Here is a 23830-nt window from a genome sequence, read left to right on the forward strand (position 1 = left end):
ATGGCTCGTCTGGAAGGGAAAACCGCTATCATAACCGGTGCTGCCGACGGCATCGGCCACGCGATCGCTGAAGCGATGGCGCGCGAAGGCGCGCATGTTTTCCTCGGCGACATAGCCGACGGCGCCGGCGAGGAATTCGCGGCCGCACTTCGCGCCGCCGGCCGTCACGCCGATTACGTGCATTGCGACGTCTCTCAAGAGGCCGACATCGCCGGCCTCATCGACAGCGCCGTCAAGAAGACCGGGCACCTCGACATCCTGGTCAACAATGCCGCCATCGCCATTGGCGGCATGCCGGTGCACGAGATGACCGACGAGCAATGGCACCGGCTGATCGCGGTCAACCTGACCAGCGTGTTTCGCGGCTGCAAATACGCATTGCCGCACATGATCGCGCAGAAGTCCGGCTCGATCATCAACATGGCCTCGGCGCAAGGTCATATCGGGCTGGACGGTTGGACCGCCTATGCCGGCGCCAAGGGCGCGGTGATGGCGATGACGCGCCAGATGGCGGTCGAGTTCGGCCCGGTGAACATCCGCGTCAATTCGATCTCGCCTGGCACCATCAACACGCCGATGAACGACAGGCTGATCAAGGAGATCGGCGGCAACTTGGCCAAGGCCTGGGTCAAGATGCATCCGCTCGGCCGCATAGGCGAACCCTCCGAAGTGGCCGAGGCCGCCGTCTATCTCGCCTCCGATGCCGCTGGCTTCACCACCGGCACCGATTTGCGTGTGGACGGCGGGCTGACCGCCGCACCGCGCTATGTTCCCGAACTGCTTTGAAAACACGAAACGAGATTTGAAATGAACAAGGCCCTCGAAGGCGTCCGCATCCTCGATTTCAGCCATTTGCTGCAGGGCCCGTTCGCCACACAGCTGCTCGGCGACATGGGCGCCGATGTCATCAAGATCGAGCGTGCCGGCGCTGGCGACATGTTCCGTGGCATGACCTTCTTCGCCAAATGGGTGGGCGGCTCCGAGAGCCCGAATTTCCTCGCCTGGAACCGCAACAAGCGCTCGATTGCCCTCAACCTGAAGAGCCGCAAGGTGCACACGATCATCATGGAGATGGCCGAGAGCGCCGACGTAGTGGTGCAGAATTTCCGCCCCGGCGTGCTGGCCAAACTCGGCTATGGTTACGAGGACTTCAAGGCCGTCAATCCGCGCATCATCTATTGTTCGGGTTCCGGCTATGGCGAGGAAGGCCCCTATGTCGAGCGCCCCGGCCAGGACATGCTGATCCAGGGGCTAGCCGGGTTGATTGCCAACACCGGCCGCGGCGACCAGGCGCCGGTCCCGGCCGGCGCCGGGCTCGCCGACCAGATCGGCGCCATGAACATGGTCTACGGCATCCTGTCGGCGCTTTACTATCGCGAGAAGACCGGCAAGGGCCAGAAGATCGAGGTCAATCTGCTGGCCGGTCTGCTGGCGCATCTCAATCAGGAATATGTAGCCGTGCTCAACCTCGGCGAGGATTTCGTGCGGCCCAATTCCGGCATCGGCCATCCCGGCATGCAGGCGCCGTTCGGCATCTACGAGGCGAAGGACGGCGGCTACATTTCGATCGCCATGAGCCCGTTCAAGACGCTTTACGAGGTGCTGGAGGCGCCGCAGCTTGCCGTCTACGACGATCTGAAAACCTTGTTCGACAAGCGCGACGAGGTGTTCGAGAATGTCAATGCGGAGACGAAGAAATTCGCCACGCAGGATCTGCTGGCACGGCTGCTGGCAGCCGACATCTGGTGCGCCGAGGTGAAGGACATCCGCCGCGCGGCCGAAGACCCGCAGGTCAAGCATATGGGCATGATCACCAGCTATGATCATCCGCGCGGCGGCAAGGTGCGGGTGGTGGCGCCCGCGGTCAAGATGAGCGAGACGCCCGCGACCATCGAGCGGCCGGCGCCGCTGGTCGGCCAGCATGGCCGCGAGATCCTGGCCGAGTTCGGCCTCTCCAAGGAGGAAATCGCAGCACTGGAGGCGTCAGGCGACATGACTGTGGACGCGGCCTGACAATGCGCTTCTATCGGACACTCACGGTCGAAATCTCTGGCCGCGTCGCGGTCGTCACCTTCCGCCGCGCCGACCAGCTCAACGCCATGAACCGGATGATGCAAGGTGAGATCACCGACGCCTTCGAGGCGCTGTCCAACGATGCGGGCGTGGGAGCGATCGTGGTGACCGGCGAAGGTCGCGGCTTCATGGCCGGCGCCGACATCAAGGAATACGCCGCGCAGACCGCCGCCGAGTTCGACACGTTCCAGACTGCCGGCATGCGCATGTACGCGGCGATCGAGAACAACCGCAAACCGGTGATCGCGGCGGTCAACGGCTTTGCCCTGGGCGGCGGCATGGAGTTGGTGCTGTGCTGCGATATCGTGATCGCCAACCAGTTCGCGAAACTCGGCCTGCCGGAGATCAAGCTCGGGCTGGTCCCCGGCGGTGGCGGTACGCAACGCAGCGTCGCCAAGCTCGGCCGCAACCGTGCCAATTTGCTGCTGATGACCGGCGCCATCTTACCGGCCTCTGAATTCGCCAGTTCCGGCCTTGTCAACGAGATCGTCGACGCCGACAGGCTGATGGCGCGCGCGCTGGAATTGGCTGAGATAATTGCCGCCGAGCCAGCCGCCGCGATCGAAGGGTTGAAGGCACTGACGTTGCATGCCGTTTCGGGCGACCTGGCCGATGGCCTCGCCATGGAACGCGACATATTGGGCGACCTCTATCGCAGCGAGATCGGCCAGCAGCGGGTCAAAGAATTCGCCGACAGGAGCACGACAAAGAAGGCTGGGCCGTGAAGACCGGCGCGCTGACCGTCCAGCGGCTTGGCGCGATGCTTGCGCTGGCTGACAACCCCATCGCCCAATCCGGCGTTGCGACGGCGCTGGAATTCTCAACCGAAAAGCCGTTCGTGACCCGCTACCGCATCGAGGCGTCCGCGCTGTGAATGATCGTGCCGCAATGTCCCTGGTCAAGTCGAACCGGCCGCGCTTCACTGATGTCGAAGGGCTGGCCGCGATGGTCGGCCAAGGCGACTCGCTTGGCGTCGGCGGTCACCATTTCGCTCGGCTGCCGATCGCATTGCTGCACGCGATTGCCCAGCTGGGCGTCAAGGATTTGCACTACGTTTGCTGGGCGGGCGGGTTGCCGCTCGAGCTGCTGCTCGAAGCGGATGCGGTGGCGGAAATCGACCTTTGCTTCTCCAGTCTCGATATTTTCGGCCTGCCGCCGAGGTTCCGTGCCGCCGCCGAAAGCGGAGCGATACCGGTTCGCGATTGGACGGCACTGGCCATGATCCAGGCGCTGCGGGCTGCGCAGCAGAATCTGCCGTCCATGCCGTTCCAGCTTCCGGAGGGATCGGACATGCTGTCGCGTTTGCCGGGCGCGAGAGCCGTGCCCGATCCGATCGCCGGAACGGACATGGGATTCATCCCGCCGCTGAGGCTCGATACGTTCGTCGTCCACGCACAGCGGGCGGATGAAAATGGCAATGTTCAGGTCATCGGCCCGCGCGCACTGGACTTCGCAATGGCGGGCGCGGCGCGCAAGGTGCTGGTCACTGTCGAGGAGATCGTCCCGGTTGGGGCGCTGCGGCAGGGCGGACGCCAGAGCGTGCTGACCCGCAACCAGGTTTCGGCCATAGCGCTTATGCCGGGCGGTGCCTACCCGGCCTCGTGCCTGCCATTCTATGTCACCGATTATCAGGCGCTGTCGCAAGCATTGGCGGCCAGGGAAACGCCCTTGGCGGACAGTCTGCGGCTGCCCTCCGATGGCGTGCCGAAGCCGCTGCAAAAGGCTACGAAGGTTCGCGCCAAAACGGCTCTCGCAATGCCGGCGCTCGCATATGGTGAGGAGAAAGCATCCATCGACGAGATCATTGCCGCCCGCATCGCCGCCGAACTCGACAATGAGAGTTTTGCCAGCGCCGGCGCTGTCTCGCCGCTGGCCAACGTCGCCTACCGGTTGGCCAAGGCGACGCATGCGCCCGACATGATCATCGCGACGATGAGCTGCGGCCATCTCGACATAGCGCCGAGCCCGATGATCCTGTCGCTGATCGAAAGCCTTGATTGCGAGACGGCGGTGACGCATGCCGGCGGCGACGACACTTACTCGACTTACTATCAGGCGGGTGCCGTGACGCATGAGATCGTTGGCGCGGCGCAAGTCGACCGACGCGGCCGCGTCAACACGATCGCGCTGCGCAAACCGAGCGGCGGCCTGATACGGTTGCCAGGGCAAGGCGGCATGGCCGATGTCGCCAACATGCACCGCGACTATTTGCTCTACATCCCCCGGCATTCGGTGCAGTCGCTGGTGGATGAGGTGGAGATCGTCAGTTCCGCCCGCGGGCTGCTGACACCGGCGGAGCGAAAGTCGATGGGCTATCGCACCGGCCAGGCGCTGGTGTTCACCGATCTCTGCGTCTTCCGGCTCGATCAGATATCCCGCGAATTGATCGTCTTTGAGACCATGCCAGGTGTCACGCGCCAGCAGGTCCGTGACGCCACCGGGTTTGCGGTGACCTTCGACGCCGATTGCCGGGAGGTCCCGCTTCCTTCCAGCGATGCGCTCGCTGTTCTGCGCAATCGCATCGACCCGCTCGGCTTGCGCCGCCTTGAATTTGTCAGCGCCAAGGAGCGCGGTGCGCTGATCGCCGAGATACTCGCCGCCGACCGCGCAATGGTCGAGCTCTGCATCGCCGCACAGAGATCGCACGTCGCAATCTGAGGAGCGCTCCATGGCAAAACCATTGCTCGACATGTCCGCCGCGCGCGTTTTCTTCGACGGCATCTTCACCAGCCCGCGCGTCGCGCACCCGGAGGGCGTGGCAGTCCACCGTGACGGGTCGATCTGGTGCGGCACCGAAACCGGCGACCTCCTGCGGCTGGCCGCCGATGGCGGCTCGGTTGAGCGCATGGGCGGCACGGACGGTTTTCTGCTCGGCATAGCCTTCGACAGCATGGGGAACTGCTTCGCCTGTGACCTGAAGCACGCGGCAATCTTTCGTTGGGATGCCGCGACAGCGCGCATGGAGCGCTTCGCGTCGTCCGGCATCCGCGTGCCGAATTATCCCATCGTCGACGAGGCGAGGGGCTGGCTCTACGTGTCGGACAGCGTCGGCGAGGACAATCGTTCCGGCATCTTCCGCTACGATCTCGAAACGGGCGAAGGCCGTCTGTGGTGCCAGGAGGCGATCTCCTTCGCCAATGGCATGGCCATGGCGCCGGAGCGGAGCGGGATTTATGTGGTGGAAAGCAATGCCTCGTGTGTCAGCCATGTGCCGATCCTTGCCGACGGTGCGGCTGGGCCGAAACAGGTCGTCATCGAGGGCGTGCATAACGTCCCGGATGGCCTAGCCTTCGCTCCGGACGGATCGCTGTTCATCTCGTGTTACGAGCCCAGCCGGATCTATTGCTGGTGCAACGATCGGGGGCTCGAAGTGCTGATCGAGGATCCTGCGGCAACCACGCTGGCGCATCCCACCAATATCGCCTTCAAGGGTAACAAACTCTACACCTCCAATCTCGGCCGCTGGCACATTACCGAGATCGATTTGACCTTGGGCGGTCGATAAGCCGACGCGCGGCATCAAATACTCATGATAACTGGTGCAAATTCGATCGGACTTTGGGTGGGTTGTCGCCACTACCGCGCAGTCTCCGAGGGCTGCACGGAACGACAGCAGGATTTCTGATTTTCTGACCGCGCCCTGGTCTCGGCTTCAGCTCCTCTTCTGCTTCACGGGACAAGGCGTGGATTTTCGGGCGCTGTGCCCAGTTCCGACCGAGCCAGGCGCCTCGGTCTCCTCCATTCGCCGCGTGCTTTTTCGGAAAGCACCAGTCCATGGCCGGGTCGATCGGGCGCATAGACGTAGCCGTCTCGGATTTCGATGGGCTGTTCCACCAGATGATCGAAATTCTGGAACGAATATTCCAGCCATTCGACCTCGGGAAGCGCGACCGCCATATGCACGCCAACCTCCAGGAAGGTGTTGCCGATGCTGACCGGGATTCCAAGTTCCGCGGCTAGCCACCCGATGCGCATGACGTCAGTCACCTGGCCGTGGACATTCAGCATGTCGGCTGCGTGGGCTTCCAGAAGAAGCCGCTTGCCTTGAAGATCCAGATATTCGCCGCTGTTGACCTGGGTCCATGTCACGGCATGCCTGAGCGTTCTCAATCCTTCGTGGTCGTGACGCAGGATTGGATCCTCGACCCAGAGAAGATCGTGACCGGCATCGCGGATCGCGACCAATTTCACGAGCGCTTCCTTCGATGTCCACGCCTCGTTCGGATCGATCATGACTTTTGAGCCTGCCGGAACGCAGGTCTTCAACAGCTCCAGGCGCCGCAGATCGCGGTCGAAATCCGGGTGGCCGACTTTGATCTTGAAAGCGGAGTAGCCAAGCGATGCCGCGTGAGAGAACAGTGAGACGAAGGCCTCATCGTCGAGGTGAAAATCAAGGCCGCTGGCGTAGGCTTTCACGCGGTTGCGGCGACTGCCAAGCAAGACATGAAGAGGCAGGCCGGCTTCTTTCGCCGCAAGATCCCAAAGCGCCACCTGAACCGCCTCGTGAAAGGGCAGCGAATAGGTCCGCTGGTTGCCGCCGCGCGGGCGGTTCACACGGTGAACCAGCGCGATCGCCTTGTGCCCCTTGAGTGTCGGCCAAACCTCGTGTTCGAAAACAGTCTCGATCTCCGTCTGATCGGGCAGAGGATTGAAGAGCGCCTGGATGAACCCCAGCCCCACCTCACCGCTTTCCGAGACGAGTTCCAACGTGGCGACGTTGACATCGTCCACCCGAACTTGACTGTCTCCGATTACACGGTCGCGGGCGAACTGAAATCGGGTTATACGAAAATGCGAAAGGCTCATCACAAGGGCTTTCTGATCGTTTACAATGATAAACTGATCTATCAGATTGCATCTTAGTATCGGACCAATGGGGGTGCCGCAAGTGGTGGGCAAAGCAAAAACCGTCTCTACCGCCCTGGGGGCAGCCGTCCGTATGAGCGATATTGCCTATCAGCGTGTTCTGGAGGGCCTGTTCGACAGGCGCGTTCCTGCCGGGGCCTTCGTCTCGCAAAACGAGTTGTCCGCGATCGTCGACGTGCCTGTTGCCCCGCTTCGGGACGCTCTGCGCGTTCTGGAGGCGGAAGGGATTCTGATCATCCACCCGCGCTCCGGCATCCAGTTCATCAGGCCCGGCATGGAGCTTACGCGTGCGACCTACCAATTTCGCGCCATCATTGAGCGCTCGGCGATCCGCGTCTTTGCCGAACAAGGCGACGAAACCGTCATGAATGCCTTGGAAATCCGGCATTCCCGTCTGCTTAGAAGCGTGGAGCGGGATGGCCTCGGAAAGGAACAACTGGAGGCGATGGACGCGCTGGAGGGAGAGTTTCACGGCGCAATCATTGCGTCATTGCACAATCCTCTGATCGACAGCACCTACCGGCGCATGCACAATTATCTGCGCCTGCTGCGGCTCGACCGGAAGATCACCGCGCCTATCATTGTCCGGACGATCAAGGAGCACCTCGACATCCTCGAGGCTTGCAGCACCAGGAATGCGGACGCTGCCGAAGCAAAGCTGCAGTCACATTTCCAGGCTGCGATGCAACGGAACCTGGGTCTCGTCTGACAGCCCGGTAGCGATCAGTCGTTTTCCCAGTTTGCGCGCCGGCGCGGTTGCACGGCGTGGGAAAGGATGCTACCCAAAAACTGCAACTGATCGATCAGATTGCTGATCTGATATCTGGGAGGAGGTCGCATGCAGTTGAACAAGAGGCAGTTTCTTATGGGTTCGGCGGCTCTTGCGATGGCAGGGCGCGTCGGCGGTGCCCGTGCCGCGAATGCCATCAGTTACTGGCACCATTTCACCAGTCAGTCGGAAATGACCAGCCTGATGAAGATCATCGGATCGTTCCAGGCGGCGAATGCGGATGTGGCGGTGACCCAGGAGAACATCCCGAACTCCGAATACATGGCGAAGGTCTCTTCGGCCGTGCTGACCGGCGGGCGTCCGGATACCGCCATGGTGATCGCCGAGCGCTTCGCCGATCTTACCGCGATGGAGGGGTTGATTGACCTTACCGAGCGGGTGAACGGGTGGCAGGGCAAGGCCAATTTTCCCGACAATCGCTGGACCGGGCTTTCCAGCAACGGCGCCATCTACGCGGTTCCCGCCTTTGCCTTCGTCGATTGGATGTACTACCGCGCCGACTATTTCGAGGAAGCCGGATTGGCCGGGCCACCCACGAATTTCGACGAATTCCTGGGTGCCTGCCGCAAGCTCACCGATCCATCGAAGGGCAGGTATGCATTCGGGATGCGCGCCGGCGCCGGCGGTTTCAAATACGTCATCGATGTCATGGAGGCGTTTGGCTCGCCGATCGTCAAGGATGGACAGCCAGCCATCGACAGGGCGGCGGCGGTCGAGGCGATAACGTTTTATTCCGATCTCTTCCTGAAGGAAAAGGTTGTGCCGCCGAGCGCGCCCAACGACAGCTACCGCCAGATCATGGAGGGCTTCCGCACCGGGCAGACCGCGATGGTATGGCACCATACCGGTTCGCTGAACGAAATCTCGGCTGCGATGAAGCAGGGCAAGCAGTTCTCGACCGCACCGATGCCGGCCGGTCCTAAGGCGCATGTCGCCCGCGTCGCCTACGCCGGCAACGGTATCATGAAGGAAGACAATATCGAGGCCGCCTGGCAGTGGGTGAGTTTCTGGGGCCAGACCGATGCTGCGCTGACCTTGCTCGAGGGCACGGGCTATTTCCCGGCCTCCGCCGCTGCCCTGCAGGATCAGCGGATCACCGGTAATCCAATCTATAACGCGGCTGTCGAGACGCTGAAGTTTGGACGCCTGCCGAACAATTTCGTTGGCGCGGCGGGTTGGTCCGAGAATGTCGTCAATCCCGCTTTCCAATCGGTGCTCACGGGTCAATCGACGCCGGAACAGGCTGTGGACCGGATGATCCAAGGCCTCGAAGCGGCCCTTCGCTGATATCCCGGCACGGCTGCTCCGACGTGTAGCCGTGCTTTGAACGCAACGGGACGGTGCTTTCGCTCCGGAGATACATGACGTCAAGCTCAAGCAGATATCTGCCTTTGCGGGCCCTCGGCGAACTGTCCGAGACCCGATATTGGATGTACTTACTGCTCCTCCCCAGCCTCGTCATGATCCTTCTGGTGATCGCCTATCCGACGCTTTACGGCATGGCCATCAGTTTTCGCGACATGCGTCTGACGCGTCCCGGGCTGGATGGCTGGGTCGGCTTCAAACACTATGCGGGAATGTGGTCCGACCCGGTCTTCTGGATCGCACTGAAGAATACAGTTGTGTGGGTCACTGCCGCCATCGTGCTGGAACTGGCGCTTGGCCTTCTCGCCGCGACAGCCCTCAACAGGGATTTGCCGGGCACGAAGATCTTCGCCGTGCTTATCCTGCTTCCCTATTTCCTCCCCAACGTCGTTGCGGGCCATATGTGGGCCTTGCTGCTCGATCCGCGGCTTGGCGTCATCAACGACCTTCTTGTCCGCGTGGGCGTGCTGGAGACCTACAAGGCCTGGTTCGCGGATCCCAATACCGCCCTGGCGGCGACCGTCCTCGTCGAGGCCTGGCATGGTTTTCCATTCTTCGCCTTGCTGCTGCTAGCGGGCCTGAAGAGTATTCCCGAAGATCTCTATAGGGCAGCGGCAGTGGACGGCGCCGGCGTCCCGGCGCAGCTCAGGCTGATCACCTTGCCCATGCTGAAGACCGTCATCGCGGCCGCAGTCATCCTGCGCGTCATTGGTCTGGTCAATTCGCCCGATCTGCTCCTCATTCTCACCGGTGGCGGACCGGGAGATGCCACGCAGGTCCTGTCGCTATATGCCTTCCAGACCGCCTACAAGGAATTCAATTTCGGCTACGCGTCGGCGCTGTCGGTGGTGATGTTTGTGATCCTGATGATCTTCGCGGCGGCATACATCCGCCTGTCCAGGATTACCAAGGGAGAGGGCGATGATTGAAAGCAAGCGCCGCCGGCGCACAGTTGCGAACATCGCTACCTACTTCGTCCTCGCGGGCCTGTCGATGTTCTGCATCGGTCCGATGATCTGGATGTTGCTGACATCGCTCAAATATGAGGCCGACATTGTCACCCAGACGATGCAGTACATACCGAGGCGCGTTACCTTCGACAATTATGTGGCCATCTGGACGCAGTCCGGTTTCCCGCGCCTGATAGGCAATAGCATCACCGTCACTTTCCTCACGGTGACGATCTGCGTCGCCACGGGTACGCTTGCGGCCTATGCATTTTCCCGCTTCGCGTTTCGGGGCCGAACTCAGCTCATGCTCGGCTATCTTGTCGTTCGCATGTTTCCTGCAGTCATGATGATCATTCCCCTCTATGTCGTCATGCGCGGCGTTGGTCTCGTGGACAGCCGTTTCGGCCTTGCGCTTGCCTATACGAGTTTCCTGCTGCCGCTGTTCGTGTGGATGCTCAAAGGTTTCTTCGATTCCGCGCCCAGGGAACTCGAGAGCGCGGCACGCATCGATGGTTCGACCAGGCTTGGTGCCATGGTCCGCATCGTCATGCCGCTCGCGCGCAACGGCCTGGTCGCAAGTTCGGTGTTCATTGCCATCGCCGCGTGGAACGAGTTCCTGTTCGCCCTGATGCTGACGACGGGGCAGGGATCCCGTACCTGGCCCGTGGGCCTGCAGCTGATGGTCGGCGAGTTCCAGCTTCCATGGGGCGTCCTGGCGGCGGGCGGCATTCTCAGCATCCTGCCTGTCGTCGTTCTCTTCGCCATTGTCCAGCGAACCATGGTTCAGGGGCTCACTGCGGGCGCCATCAAGGGTTAGGAGTATTCGCATGGCGACGCTTTCCATCAGGGACGTGCGCAAGTCTTATGGCTCCGTGCAGGTCCTTCACGGGGTCGACATCGAGCTTGAGGACGGAGGCTTTCTGGTTCTGCTCGGGCCGTCCGGATGTGGCAAGTCGACTTTGCTCAACATGATTGCCGGCCTCGACGACACCTCCGGCGGCGACATCCTGATCGGCGGCCGCTCCGTCGTCGACCTTGCTCCCAAGGACCGCAATATCGCGATGGTGTTCCAGTCCTATGCGCTCTACCCGACAATGTCGGTAGCGAGAAATATCGGCTTCGGACTGGAAATGCGGGGCGTGGACGCAGACCAGCGTAAACGTGCAGTCGACGACGCGGCACGACTGCTGCAGATTTCGCACCTGCTCGACCGGCGCCCCGCCAACCTTTCGGGAGGACAGCGGCAGCGCGTTGCAATGGGGCGGGCGATCGTGCGCGACCCCGAGCTGTTCCTGTTCGACGAGCCGCTGTCCAATCTCGACGCCAAGCTTCGTGTGGAAATGCGCACAGAGATCAAGCGCCTGCACGAGCGTCTCGGCACGAGCATCGTCTATGTGACGCACGATCAGATCGAGGCAATGACGTTGGGCACCAAGGTGGCGGTGATGAAGGGAGGCCACATCCAGCAACTGGCCGATCCTCGCACCATCTATGAACGGCCCGCCAACATCTTCGTCGCAAGGTTCATCGGATCGCCGGCAATGAATTTCCTTCCTGGACGACTGGCCTCGAGCCCGAGCGGCGTACGTTTCGCAGCGAACGGCGTGTCGGTCGCAATGCCGGCCGGCAAGCGACAGGTCGATTTCGACCGCCCGGTGATCCTGGGCGTAAGGCCTGAAGAACTAAAGGCGGTTGCGCGCGATGAAGCTTCGGTCACAGGGGTCATCGATGTGGTGGAACCTACCGGGCCTGAAACCATGGTGACGGTGCAGGTTGGCGAGCAGTCGATCATCGCACGCTTGCCACCGAGGTTTGCAGGCCGGCGAAAAGAGCCAATATTCCTTGCCGTCGATCCGGCGAGCGTCAACCTGTTCGACCCCGGCAGTGAGCAGCGCATCGATATTTAGGGCGTGGACACTCCGAACATTCCGCTCAAATCCCCCCGAAGTGGACTGCCACGAACGCAAACGCCTCCAGCGCTTCTTCTCCAAGCTCAAGCACGTCCGCCGCGTCGCGCCTCGCTGTGACACATCGGTCTTGCTCGCCTCGACACGGCTATCGCTCCGCCCCGCGGGTCTACGGCCCGAAATGACATGGAGCCGGCAACGCATTGATTAAATCAATTATCCCGATATACAAGGTGATTTCGGATATAGATTTCGCACAGGGCTGGCACATCCATGAGTCGCAATTTTCTTGTGATCGAACCTGAGGAGGGCATTGCCGTCCTCAGGGGGCTGGCCTCTTTGGCACGCATCTCCATGCTGAAATTGCTGCATGAGAAGGGGCCGATGAATGTCAATGACATCGCCGCCGTGCTGTCGCTGCCGCAATCGACGGTCTCGACCAATATCCAGGTGCTCGAGGATGCTGGCCTGATCCGCACGGAGAACCAGAAGGCGAAGAAGGGCAGCCAGAAAATCTGCTATCCGACCGCCGAGGAAGTGCTCGTGGTCTTCAAGAGCGAGTATCGTTCGGTCAAGAACGATGCGATCGAAGTGTCGATGCCGATTGGGCTTTACACCGGTTTCGAGGTCACGGCGCCCTGCGGCCTCTGTTCGCCGGATGGGATCATCGGTCTGCTCGACGTGCCCAACACTTTTCTCGATCCGGACCGCATGAAAGCCGGGTTGCTGTGGTTCACGCGCGGCTTTGTAGAATACCAGTTCCCCAACAATGCCAAGCTCGCCAATGCCGAGATTACGGAGTTGGAAGTGGTGGTGGAACTGTCCTCGGAAGTGCCTGGCACCAGCGCCGATTGGCCCTCGGACATCACGCTGACGATCAATGGCATCGATGTCGGAACGTGGACCTCACCTGGCGATTTCGGCGACAAGCGCGGCGTCTTCACGCCCTCCTGGTGGAAGCTCAAGGGCTCACAATATGGCAAGCTGAAGAACTGGCGAATTTCCGCTGACGGCACCTATGTCGACGGTGTCAGGATTTCCGAAACCAGCCTCGCTATCCTCGACCTCAAGAGCCATCATTCAATCCGCATCCGTATCGGCGTCAAGGACGACGCCGAGCGTCCCGGCGGGATCAATATTTTCGGCAAGGGATTTGGAAATTACGATCAGGACATCCTGCTCAGGATCAAAACCAGTTGATATCATCAAATCGGGTTTTAAATATAGTGCAGCAATTTCAGCCTCTTGCCTCAATTCACGACCGAAGCCGCCGTTCTTTTGTCAGACATTTGGATGTTTTGACTTGACGAACGAGCGTCGCTTCCCTTTGATATCGAATAAGGTGATTTAAATCATCATTTGTGATATCGTGGGAGGAATGCATGAAGGCAGCCGTAACGGCGCATCCGCGCTATGTTGTCTCGGAAATCGATCCGAGGCTGTATGGATCCTTTATCGAGCATCTGGGGCGGGCAGTTTACACCGGCATCTATGAGCCGGGCCACCCGACGGCGGATGCCAACGGCATGCGTCAAGACGTTATCGATCTGGTCAGGGAACTCAACGTTCCGATCGTCCGCTATCCCGGCGGCAATTTCGTTTCAGCCTACAATTGGGAAGACGGCGTCGGCCCCAAGGAAGAGCGCCCGGTGCGCCTTGACCTCGCCTGGCACACGTCGGAAAGCAACGAAGTCGGCCTGCATGAATTTGCCGACTGGTGCGCATCCGCCAACACCGAGATGATGCTTGCCGTCAATCTCGGTTCGCGTGGCCTCGACGAAGCCCGCAACTTTCTCGAATACACCAATCATCCAGGCGGAAGTGAGTGGAGCGACAAGCGTATCGCCAACGGCCGCAAGGAGCCCTTCGACGTCAAGCTGTGGTGTCTCGGCAACGAAATGGATGGCCCCTGGCAGATCGGCCACAAGACCGCCGATGAATATGGCCGCTTGGCCCATGAGACCGCCAAGGCAATGCGCGCCTTCTCCAAGTCGCTCGAACTGGTGGTCTGCGGCTCTTCTAATGCCAAGATGCCGACCTATCCCGAATGGGAAGCGACCGTACTCGACCACACCTACAACGAGGTCGACTACATCTCGCTGCATATGTATTTCGACAACCAAGCCAATGACGCGCCGAACTATCTCGCAATGAGCGAGAAGCTCGACGACTACATCGTCTCGGTCGCCGGCGTCATCGACTACATCAAGGCCAAGAAGCGCTCAAGCAAGCAGGTCTACATCTCGTTCGACGAATGGAACGTCTGGTACCATTCCAAGGAGCAGGACAAGAAGATCCTTGACGGCAATGACGGCTGGCCCTTTGCGCCGCCGCTGCTCGAGGACATCTACAATTTCGAGGACGTGCTGCAGGTCGGCTTGATCCTCAACACCTTCATCCGTCGTTCCGATGTGGTCAAGATCGCCTGCCTGGCGCAACTGGTGAACGTCATCGCACCGATCATGACCGTTCCCAACGGCCCGGCATGGCGCCAGACGATATTCTATCCCTATCTCTATGCCTCGATCTACGGCCGCGGCAATGCGCTGGATCTGAAGGTGGACAGCCCGACCTACAAATCCGCCGTCGCGGGCGACGTCTCCTATGTCGATGTGGCCGGCGTGCACGACACCAAAACCGGCCATGTCACCTTCTTCGCCGTCAACCGCCATTCGAGCGAGGCGATCGAAACCGTGATCGACATCACTGGTTTCGGCGCGGCTGATATCGTTGATCACCAAATGATGACGCACGCCGATCTCAAAGCCGTCAATTCAGCCGAGAATCCCGGCAATGTCGGCCCTAGGAAGGGAGTGGGCGCCTCGATGACTGACGGCAGATTGAGCCTGTCGCTGCCGGCCTATTCCTACCAGATGATACGCCTGAAGCTCTGACCTCGGGTCTGTTGTCGGAAAGTGCATGCGCTGAGGAGGAGCGTCGACGTGACGGCCGATATCGAAATCAGGAATGTGAACAAGCACTTCGGTGCCATGTCGGTGCTGGAGGATCTGTCGCTCTCCATCAAGGCACGCGAATTCATCGTGTTTCTCGGTCCATCCGGATGCGGGAAATCGACGCTTTTGCGCATGATCGCAGGCCTCGAAACTGTTGATAGCGGCGAGATCGCCATCAACAGGGAACGTATCGATCATCTGCCGCCGGGCAAGCGCGGCATTGCCATGGTGTTCCAGTCCTATGCGCTCTATCCGCATATGACGGTACGCGACAACATGGCCTTCGGGCTTGAGAATATCGGCATGTCGCGCGAGGTCATTGACGCGCGGATCAACGAAGCCGCCCGCATCCTCGAAATGCCGCATTTGCTCGAGCGCAAACCGGGCCAGCTCTCGGGCGGCCAGCGCCAGCGCGTTGCCATCGGCCGTGCGATCGTGAAAGAGCCGAAGGCCTTCCTGTTCGACGAGCCGCTCTCAAATCTGGATGCGGCGCTGCGAACCCGCACCCGCCTCGAACTTGCCCAGCTTCACCAGCGCCTGCAATCGACGATGATCTTCGTCACCCATGATCAGGTCGAAGCCATGACGCTCGCCGACCGCATCGTCGTCATGAACAACCGCAGGATCGAGCAGATCGGCTCTCCCATGGAAATCTACGAGCGCCCCGCGACCAAATTCGTCGCCGGCTTCGTCGGTGCCCCGGCGATGAACTTTATCGATGCGACACTCGACAGATCGAGTGGCAACGCCACGGCCAGGTTTTCGGACGGTATATCGGTTCGGACCGCGATTTCTTCCGACCTGTTGGCCGATGACAAGTACAGCTTCGGCATCCGTTCGGAAGATGTCCGCATCGTTCCTCCCGGGCAGGGCAATGCCGATGGCGTGGTCGATGTGCTCGAGCGGCTTGGCGAGCGCACCTTGATCTACATTCGTCTCGGCGATGGCCAGCAGATCGTCGGCTCGGATGTCGGCAACAGCCGGGTCGCGGTCGGCCACAAGGTAGGGCTCGCCTTCGACGGCCAGAAGTCGCATCTGTTCAGCGCGGCCGGCCGCGCCTGGCACGCGAGGGAGGCTTGATATGGCCGACCGGCTGACGATGCCGCGGACCGCGACGCCGACCGTGAGCGTCAGGGCTCCGAGCGTCGATATCTATGCGCCGCAATGGCGAAACTTCGTTTTCGTCGCGCCGTTCCTGTTCTTCTTCACGACGCTGCTCATCTTTCCGCTCCTCTGGGGGATGTGGCTGAGCTTCCACAAGGCCGACACGTTCTCGTCCGGAGATTTTGTCGGTCTCGGCAATTATGTCAGGCTGTTTCACGACAAGGTCTTCCTGCAATCGGTCTGGAACACCTTCTACTTCGTCCTTCTGACAGTGCCGACGCTGGCGCTGATCGGCCTTTTCCTCGCGCTTTGCCTCAACCGCCGCACGCGCACTGCCGCAGTGCTGCGGACCTTGTTCTTCTCTTCCTCGGTGCTGTCGGTCACAATCGTCACGCTGATCTGGCGCATCGTGTTCATTCCGAATGTCGGCCTTCTGTCGACGATCTACGGATGGTTCGGCGCAACCGCCCCGGCTTTCATTTCCGACCCCAGCCTCGCGATGATCGGTATCGCCATTGCCACCGTCTGGTGGTGCATCGGCTTGCCGATGATGCTGTTTCTCTCGGCCCTGCAGCAGATCCCGCAGGATGTTTACGAGGCGGCAGCCCTGGACAATGCCAATCGCTGGCAGACGCTGCGCTCGATCACGCTGCCGTCGATCAAACGCACTTTCATCCTGGTAATCATTATCCAGATCGTGCTGCAATTTCAGCTGTTCGGCCAGGCTTGGCTGATGACGCGCGGCGGCCCGAACAACCTCACCAAGCCGATTGTGCTGTACATCTACGATACCGCATTCCGTCGTTGGGATCTGGGCATGGGTGCCGCGGCTTCGGAAATCCTGTTCATTCTGATCCTGATCGCGGCCATGGCGCAGTACCTCGTAACACGCAACAAGGCGGATCAGGCATGAGCGCGCCAGCCATTTCCATCAAGGGACGTGCGTTTGGCGACCGCGTGTTGCTGGCCCTCGTCATCCTGCTTTCGATCGCCATGATCGCGCCGGTTCTGTGGGTCATCGGCCTGTCGCTCAAGGATAATGCCGAGTTGATGGCCGATCCGAATTCGGTTTTTCTCGTACCCTACACGCTCAGGAACTACATCAACACCATCGGCACCTCATCGGTATTTCTCTGGGTGCTCAACAGCATCATCGTCTCGGGCGGGCTGACACTCGGTACCCTGGTCCTGTCGTCGCTCGCCGGCTATGGGTTTGCACGTCTGAACTTCCCCGGCAAAAACATCCTGTTCGTGATCGTGCTCTTCGGTCTGGCGGTGCCGGAACAGGCCGTGCTCGTCGCCCGCCACCAGATCTTCAGCATACTGAAGTTCCACAACACCTATCACGGGCTCATTCTCCCCGGCCTGTCGGCTTCGTTCGGCGTCTTCCTGATGACCCAATATTTCAAGGCCATCCCGAAGGAGCTGGACGAAGCCGCCATGCTGGACAATGCCAGCCGGTTCCGGACCTTCTGGAAGGTGCTGCTGCCGCTCACCGTGCCCGCGCAGGCAACGCTCGGCATCTTCACCTTCCTCGGTGCCTGGAACGACTATTTGTGGCCGCTGATCTCGGCAACCAGGAAGGACATGTACACGCTAACCGTCGGCATGGCTTCGACACAGACGAATTTCGCCCAGTCCGAAGGCATCGGCTTCCTGATGGCGCAGGCGGTGTTCGCCGGCGCGCCGATCCTGATCGTCTACCTCTTTTTCCAGAAATACATCGTCACCGCCGTCTCAGGCGCCGCGGTCCGATAACGAAAATTGCAGGGTGCGCCGCAGCGATGGAAAGCATGACGCCAATCCGGTGTGGAGTGGCGGAAACTCAGTAGGAGGAACTGACATGAGAATGAAGAAAATACTGTTTGCCGCGGTCTCCGCGGGGGCAATGATGCTCGCAAGCCCAGGCTTTGCAGCAACGGAGCTGACGGTACAGCGCTTTTTCGGTGCCTGCGATGCCGATTTCGGCACCAACACCGATGTCACCAAGGCAGTTGGTGAATGCGGCATCATCACCTCGCTGATCAACAAGTTCAACGCCGACAACCCCGACGTGCATGTCAGCGTCAGCACCGTGGAATGGCCGGGCTATGACCAGTTGACCGCGCAATTCGCTTCGGGCGATGCTCCGGACATCGTCACTATCCATGAATCCGCGCTGTCGGACTACCAGTCGAAGGGGCTGTTGATGCCGCTCGACGATCTCTTGAAGTCCGTCGGCGTCACACCTGAAGCCTTCACGGATGCAGCGCGCAACGGCGCCACCAAAGACGGCAAGATCTACGGCCTGCCGATCGACAGCTGGACGATGCTCTATCACATCAACATGGATCTCTTCAAACAGGCCGGGCTCGTCAATGCCGACGGCACGCCGATGCTTCCGAAGTCGCCCGAGGAATTGCTCGCCCAGGCCGAACAATTCAAGCAGAAGACCGGCAAGCCCTACTTCGTTCAGAACCTGGCCAATGAGACGGCACTCTACACGCGCAATCTCTACACCTATCTCTTTCAACAGGATTCCGACTTCTTTGCCGATCCGAAGCATGTGAAGCTGAACACACCGGAGGCCAAGAAGGTCGTCGAGATGTACAAGGCGATCTTCGACAAGGGCTACACCACCAAGGATCTCGATTACGGCGGCGCGATCAACGCGTTTCTTGCCGGTGACGGTGGCGTTCAGCTCAACGGCACATGGGTCGTCGGCGACAACAATGCCCAGTCCCAAACCAAAGGCACGGCGCTCAACAAGGGCGGCTACGCTGTCTACCCCTATCCGCAGCTTTTTGGCGGCGCCCATGCGCAATATGCCGATGGCCACACCTGGGCGGTCTCGCAGAAGGACCGCACGCCTGAACAGACAGCGGCCATCGGCAAGTTCCTGAAGTTCTTCGCCGACAACGACTTCGAATGGTCGCGCACCGGCCACCTGCCGGCATACAAGGCCATCATCACCTCGGACGCCTTCAAGGCGCTGCCACATCGCAACACGATCGCCGCTGTCGCCGATCTCGGCAGGCCGCTACCGTCAGCCGTGCAGCGTCAGTTTGCGATCCAGGACATTGTCGGCGAAGAGATGAGCGCCGCAATCACTGGCCAGAAAGACGTCGATGCCGCCCTTGCCGACATGGAAAGCCGCGTCAACGAGTTGCTCGCCAACATCTGACTACCAGCTTTTTCCGAGAACGCTCCCAACGCCCCGCGACTGGAAACAGTCGCGGGGTTCTTTGCCAAATGGAAGCAGCAAAGCTTGGTAGGTGCGTCGGATTCGGATAGCCAGGCCGATGCGGTTTGACACTCATTGCGGACGGTCCACCTGACGTAATTTGGACCCTTCTCGGATGGGGAAGGTGCCTGCTGTCGTGACGTTTTTCGCTCTGAGGCAGTTGCTATGCTCCGGCTTTGCGGATTAATCGATGGCGATCGGCGGCCGATTGAACGATCCTGGTGGGATATTTTTATCGACAAAAAATCGAATTAAATCAGAATTCTATAAGCATTGATGTCCATTTTGACGCGCGCGTCAAAAGTGTTGTCTCATAGATTGACGTTAAATTAACATCGATATATGGTTCGATTAATCCGTTGGATGCCATCGCTTTTGTATCACCGTTGCTCGTCGATCGCCGCTATGTCTGCCACCCTTACCCCAGCTGCAGGATAAGCTTGCAGTGCGCATTGCCAGTCGCTGAAAGAGGCGGTGACCGTGCCCAGTTTGCTCGGAATCGATAACGGTCTCACGGTTACCAAGGCGGTGATCTTCGATACCGATGGCACTCAGTTGTCCGTGGCGCGTCGGCGGGTGCCGCAATCGATGCCCCAAGCGCGCTGGGTGGAGCGCGACATGGCTGGCCTCTGGCAGGCCACCGCCGACGCAATCAAGGAGGCGATCGCCCTCTGTGGCCGCCCGGCAGACGATATCAGGGCGGTGGCGGCGACCGCGCATGGCGATGGTCTCTATCTGCTAGATAAGGATCGTCGGCCGCTGGGGCCCGGAATCCTGTCGCTGGACAGCCGCGCCGGCGAGATTGTCGAACGATGGTCGGCGGATCGGGTCTTCGAAGAGGCGCTGGCGCGCACCGGCCAGGCGCCGCACGTCTCGGCGCCGTCGGCGCTGCTGGCCTGGATCAGGAAGAACGAACCCGATCGCTATGGGTGCATCGGGCATATACTAGCCTGCAAGGACTGGCTGCGCTTTTGTCTGTCGGGCACGATCGGCACCGACCGCACGGAGGCCAGCACCTCATTCACGGATTTCCGCACGCAGGCCTTCGCGCCGGAAGCGATGCGCATCTTCGGACTGGACGATCTTTTCGATGCGCTGCCACCGATGGCGCACTCTGCCGAGATCGTCGGCCATGTCACTGCCGAAGCCGCCGAGATGACTGGCTTGTCCAAGGGAACTCCTGTCGCATGCGGACTGCATGACGTGACCGCCTCCGCCCTTGGCATGGGCGGCCATGAGGAGGGCGTGCTCGCCATCGTCGCCGGGACCTATTCCATCAACGAAGTCGTCTCTTCGGAACCGCGCGTCGACCCGCGTTGGTTCTGTCGCAACGCCATCGACGCGGGCCGCTGGAACAACATGGCGATCTCGCCGGCCTCGACCGCAAACTACGACTGGTTTCTCGACACATTCTGCCGCACGGAGCAGGAAAAGGCATCGCTGGATGGCGGCTCGATCCACGAGTTTCTGGCAGCAGAGATCGACGTGGCGCTGAAAAAGCGGTCGACCATCCTGTTTCATCCCTATCTGTTCGGCTCCCCGTTTGGCGATGTCGCCAGCGGCAGCTTTGTCGGACTGCACGGCTGGCATACCCGCGGCGATATGCTCAAGGCGGTTCTGGAGGGAATTGCTTTCAATCATCGCACCCATGTCGAAGCCTTGCGCGAGGGTTTTGCTATCAGCGAGATCCGCCTGACCGGCGGCGGTTCACGCAATCCGGCCTTCGTCCAGATGTTTGCCGATGTGCTGAATGCCCCGGTCACCGTCACCTCGACCGATGAGGCCGCGGCGTTTGGCGCTGCCCTTTGCGCGGGTGCCGCGGTCGGCATCTTCGCGACGCCGCAACAAGGTGCCAGGCAGGTCGGCATGACGGCGCGCCAATACCAGCCGGTGCCCGCCTCCAGTGCTGTGTTCAACGAGCGCTTTTCCCTCTATGGCCGCATAGCCGGTGCGCTCGAACCGCACTGGCCGGAGATCGAGAAGCTGGCGCGGCCAGACACTGGGGGAACCGCATGATCAAGGCCGACGAACGACGCGAAGAGATCGCCGACTATGTGATCAAGCTCGGCCAGGTGCGCATCGACGATCTCGTCGACCATTTCGGCGTATCGCGCATGACCATCCACCGGCACATCGACCGGCTGGCGCAGCAGGGCGTGCTGCGCAAGCTGCACGGCGCGGTGACGGTTCAGCCGTCCGGCCTCTACGAGAGCGCCTTCCGCTATCGGGTGACGGTCAATCGGGCTGAAAAAGATGCGCTGGCGCGGGCGGCGCTGGATTATGTGGAAGCCGGCCAGGTGGTGATGCTGGACGATTCCTCCACGGCAAACGCCGTCGCCACGCTGCTGCTCGACGTCAGGCCGCTGACCGTCATCACCAACTCGGTGGCGACGGCGTCGCTGCTGACCAATGTCGACGACATCGACTTCATCTGTCTCGGCGGCCAGTACCACGTCACCTACAATGCCTATATCGGCATCGTCTGCGAAAACGCCGTGGCGCAATTGCGCGCCAATGTGCTGATCTGTTCGGCTTCGGCCATCACCGGAACGACCGCCTTCATCCAGGATCCCAATGTCGTGCGGGTAAAGCAGGCGATGATGGCGGCATCGGTCAAGCGCATCCTTCTGGTCGATCACGCAAAGTTCGACAGGATCGCGCTGCACGTCTTCGACGACCTGACCAGCTTCGACGTCGTGCTGGCGACCGAAGGCTTGGGCGATGCGCGGGCGCAAGCCCTCGAACGGGCCGGCGTCAAGCTGCGCATCGTCAAGACGAAAGCGCCATGAACCCAACGGAAGCAGCACGTACGGAAAACCCCGCAGGGCGTTTGGCTGCCATGGCCGGGACAGGCGAGGTCGACGTCGTCATTATCGGCGCCGGCATCAACGGAGCGGGCCTGTTTCGCGACCTGTGCACGCAGGGCGTCAGCTGCCTGATCGTCGACAAGGCGGACTTCGGTTCGGGCACCAGTGCCGCGCCATCGCGGCTCATTCATGGTGGCCTGAAATATCTCGAAACAGGCGAGTTCGGTCTGGTGGCGCAGTCGACGCTCGAACGCAATCTGCTTTTGAAGAACGCGCCGCATTATGTCAGTCCACTGCCGACTGTCATCCCGATCTTTTCCTGGAGCAAGGGTATGCTGGCGGCGCTGCGGACGCTGTTCGGCTCGACCAGCGCACCGCGCAGCCGCGGCGCCATCCTGATCAAGATCGGCCTGATGATCTATGATTTCTATGGCTCGCGAAACCAGGTCATGCCGCGCCACCGCATGGTCGGGCGGCGCCAGGCGCTCAGCGCGATGCCGGCGCTCAATCCTTCGATCGTCGCCACTGGCACCTACTACGACGCCAAGATAAGCCACCCCGAAAGGCTGGTGCTCGAGCTGATCCTCGATGGGCTGCAGGCGAACGCGGCCTCGGCCGGCGCGAATTACACGGCGCTGGTGGCCTCGTCCAATGGCGTACTGACATTCCAGCCGGAAAACGGCGCCGCCTTTTCGGTGCGGCCGAAGCTGGTGGTCAATGCCGCCGGTCCATGGATCGACCGTGTCAACGATCTGCTTGGCGCGCCCTCGAAGATGATCGGCGGCACCAAGGGCTCTCACATCCTGCTGAGGCACGACGAACTGGTCAAAAGCCTTGCCGGGCGCATGCTTTATTTCGAGGCCGACGACGGCCGTATCTGCCTCGTCTACGACTATCTCGGCTTGGCGCTGGTCGGCTCAACCGACATCAAGGCCGACAATCCCGACGAGGTGCGCTGCGAGCCTGACGAAGTCGAGTATCTGCTCGACAGCGTACGGACGCTGCTGCCGGGCATGGCATTCGAGCGCGAGCAGATCGTCTACGCCTATAGCGGCATCAGGCCGCTGCCTTCCTCGGATGCATCGGTGCCCGGGCTGATCAGCCGCGATCACTCGTCACCGATCGCCGAGCCGGACCAGAACAGACCTTTCGCGGTTATCTCGCTGGTCGGCGGCAAATGGACAACGTTCCGTGGCTTTGCAGAGGAAGTCGCCGGCACCGTGCTCGGTCGCCTGCAGCGCAAGCGCGAGGTCTCAACGCAAGCCATGCCAATTGGCGGCGGCAGGGATTTTCCAGCCGATGCGGCGGCACGCGCAGACTGGCTGGCCCGGGCACGGTCGGAAACGGGCATCGCAGAACGGCGTCTCGATGAATTGCTGTCGCGCTACGGAACCAGAGCCCTGGAGATTGCCGGGCACGAACTGGACGATAAGGGCGATCTGCCGGATTCCGAAGGCTACAGAAAATCGGAAATCGACTACATCGTCCGCAGCGAGTTCGTGGAACATCTGACTGATATCGTCATGCGTCGCAGCACCCTGGCGATATCAGGTTCCCTGACAGGCCGGGACCTGCAGGAGATCGCGTCGATCGCCGGACGGGCGCTAGGCTGGAGTGCTGGGCGCATTGCGCGGGAAGTCGAAGCCGCCGTTGTGGAGCTCAAGGGCCGCAACCTGATGCGGCTGGTCTGATCGCGTCATCGGGCAATGCCGATGGCTTTTCTCGAGGCAATCCTATCGGTTTGCCCATGGCTCCGTCGCATGTGCAACACACCGCAACACAGCCTGATTG

Annotated in this window: 21 protein-coding genes; 20 read left to right on the forward strand and 1 reads right to left on the reverse strand. The window is 60.9% G+C overall.

The genetic code is table 11. The features are described from left to right. Genes NKH57_RS21530 through NKH57_RS21555 form a run of 6 tightly spaced genes read left to right on the forward strand, consistent with a single transcriptional unit; the run spans position 1 to position 5578 of the window. Complete coding sequence (locus NKH57_RS21530) at positions 1-786, forward strand: SDR family NAD(P)-dependent oxidoreductase (protein ID WP_352947050.1); 786 nt, start codon at positions 1-3, stop codon at positions 784-786. A gap of 21 nt (positions 787-807) precedes the next feature. Beyond that, complete coding sequence (locus tag NKH57_RS21535; RefSeq protein WP_352830877.1) at positions 808-2013, forward strand: CaiB/BaiF CoA transferase family protein; 1206 nt, start codon at positions 808-810, stop codon at positions 2011-2013. Between the two features lie 2 nt (positions 2014-2015). Beyond that, the gene (locus tag NKH57_RS21540; protein WP_352830875.1) at positions 2016-2798 is read left to right on the forward strand and encodes an enoyl-CoA hydratase/isomerase family protein; all 783 of its coding nucleotides are present in this window, start codon (positions 2016-2018) and stop codon (positions 2796-2798) included. Then, positions 2795-2947 carry a hypothetical protein gene (locus NKH57_RS21545; RefSeq protein WP_352830874.1) on the forward strand — a complete coding sequence of 51 codons (153 nt, stop codon included), beginning with the start codon at positions 2795-2797 and terminating at the stop codon, positions 2945-2947. Before NKH57_RS21540 ends, NKH57_RS21545 begins: the two co-directional genes overlap by 4 nt. 14 nt (positions 2948-2961) lie before the next feature. Continuing rightward, entirely contained in the window at positions 2962-4731 is a 1770-nt protein-coding gene (locus NKH57_RS21550; RefSeq protein WP_352947054.1) for a CoA-transferase, read from the forward strand. A gap of 10 nt (positions 4732-4741) precedes the next feature. Further along, positions 4742-5578, forward strand: coding sequence for an SMP-30/gluconolactonase/LRE family protein (locus NKH57_RS21555; RefSeq protein WP_352947057.1), 837 nt, complete (start codon positions 4742-4744; stop codon positions 5576-5578). A 164-nt stretch (positions 5579-5742) separates the two neighbouring features. On the opposite strand, the gene NKH57_RS21560 is transcribed toward NKH57_RS21555, so the two are convergent. Beyond that, positions 5743-6879: a mandelate racemase/muconate lactonizing enzyme family protein gene (locus NKH57_RS21560; RefSeq protein ID WP_352947119.1), complete on the reverse strand. Its 1137-nt coding sequence runs from the start codon at positions 6877-6879 to the stop codon at positions 5743-5745. Between the two features lie 82 nt (positions 6880-6961). On the opposite strand from NKH57_RS21560, the gene NKH57_RS21565 reads away from it, so the two are divergent. From NKH57_RS21565 to NKH57_RS21630, 14 genes are all read left to right on the forward strand, one after another. Continuing rightward, complete coding sequence (locus tag NKH57_RS21565; protein ID WP_352947060.1) at positions 6962-7648, forward strand: GntR family transcriptional regulator; 687 nt, start codon at positions 6962-6964, stop codon at positions 7646-7648. Between the two features lie 129 nt (positions 7649-7777). Then, complete coding sequence (locus NKH57_RS21570; protein ID WP_352947063.1) at positions 7778-9016, forward strand: ABC transporter substrate-binding protein; 1239 nt, start codon at positions 7778-7780, stop codon at positions 9014-9016. 143 nt (positions 9017-9159) lie between these two features. Further along, the gene (locus tag NKH57_RS21575; protein WP_352947066.1) at positions 9160-10023 is read left to right on the forward strand and encodes a carbohydrate ABC transporter permease; all 864 of its coding nucleotides are present in this window, start codon (positions 9160-9162) and stop codon (positions 10021-10023) included. Further along, on the forward strand, positions 10016-10861 hold the full coding sequence (locus tag NKH57_RS21580; protein ID WP_023756753.1) for a carbohydrate ABC transporter permease: 846 nt from the start codon (positions 10016-10018) through the stop codon (positions 10859-10861). Before NKH57_RS21575 ends, NKH57_RS21580 begins: the two co-directional genes overlap by 8 nt. 10 nt (positions 10862-10871) lie before the next feature. Then, positions 10872-11951: an ABC transporter ATP-binding protein gene (locus NKH57_RS21585; protein WP_352947069.1), complete on the forward strand. Its 1080-nt coding sequence runs from the start codon at positions 10872-10874 to the stop codon at positions 11949-11951. Between the two features lie 273 nt (positions 11952-12224). Next, entirely contained in the window at positions 12225-13151 is a 927-nt protein-coding gene (locus NKH57_RS21590) for an ArsR/SmtB family transcription factor (protein WP_352947072.1), read from the forward strand. Between the two features lie 182 nt (positions 13152-13333). Next, positions 13334-14845 carry an arabinosylfuranosidase ArfA gene (gene arfA / locus NKH57_RS21595; RefSeq protein ID WP_352947075.1) on the forward strand — a complete coding sequence of 504 codons (1512 nt, stop codon included), beginning with the start codon at positions 13334-13336 and terminating at the stop codon, positions 14843-14845. 48 nt (positions 14846-14893) lie between these two features. Then, on the forward strand, positions 14894-15985 hold the full coding sequence (locus NKH57_RS21600; protein WP_023756749.1) for an ABC transporter ATP-binding protein: 1092 nt from the start codon (positions 14894-14896) through the stop codon (positions 15983-15985). 1 nt (position 15986) lies between these two features. Then, positions 15987-16922, forward strand: a complete 936-nt coding sequence (locus NKH57_RS21605) for a carbohydrate ABC transporter permease (protein WP_352947078.1) — start codon at positions 15987-15989, stop codon at positions 16920-16922. Continuing rightward, complete coding sequence (locus NKH57_RS21610; RefSeq protein ID WP_352947081.1) at positions 16919-17767, forward strand: carbohydrate ABC transporter permease; 849 nt, start codon at positions 16919-16921, stop codon at positions 17765-17767. Before NKH57_RS21605 ends, NKH57_RS21610 begins: the two co-directional genes overlap by 4 nt. Before the next feature lie 91 nt (positions 17768-17858). Next, positions 17859-19172 carry an ABC transporter substrate-binding protein gene (locus NKH57_RS21615; protein ID WP_352947122.1) on the forward strand — a complete coding sequence of 438 codons (1314 nt, stop codon included), beginning with the start codon at positions 17859-17861 and terminating at the stop codon, positions 19170-19172. 540 nt (positions 19173-19712) lie between these two features. After that, on the forward strand, positions 19713-21248 hold the full coding sequence (locus NKH57_RS21620) for an FGGY-family carbohydrate kinase (protein WP_352947084.1): 1536 nt from the start codon (positions 19713-19715) through the stop codon (positions 21246-21248). Then, a complete protein-coding gene (locus NKH57_RS21625) occupies positions 21245-22021 on the forward strand; it encodes a DeoR/GlpR family DNA-binding transcription regulator (RefSeq protein ID WP_352947087.1) in 777 nt (258 codons plus the stop codon). Before NKH57_RS21620 ends, NKH57_RS21625 begins: the two co-directional genes overlap by 4 nt. Continuing rightward, the gene (locus NKH57_RS21630; RefSeq protein ID WP_502907324.1) at positions 22018-23730 is read left to right on the forward strand and encodes a glycerol-3-phosphate dehydrogenase/oxidase; all 1713 of its coding nucleotides are present in this window, start codon (positions 22018-22020) and stop codon (positions 23728-23730) included. Before NKH57_RS21625 ends, NKH57_RS21630 begins: the two co-directional genes overlap by 4 nt. Positions 23731-23830: the final 100 nt, after the last annotated feature.

The organism is Mesorhizobium sp. M1050, assembly GCF_040318715.1.
Lineage (GTDB): Bacteria > Pseudomonadota > Alphaproteobacteria > Rhizobiales > Rhizobiaceae > Mesorhizobium.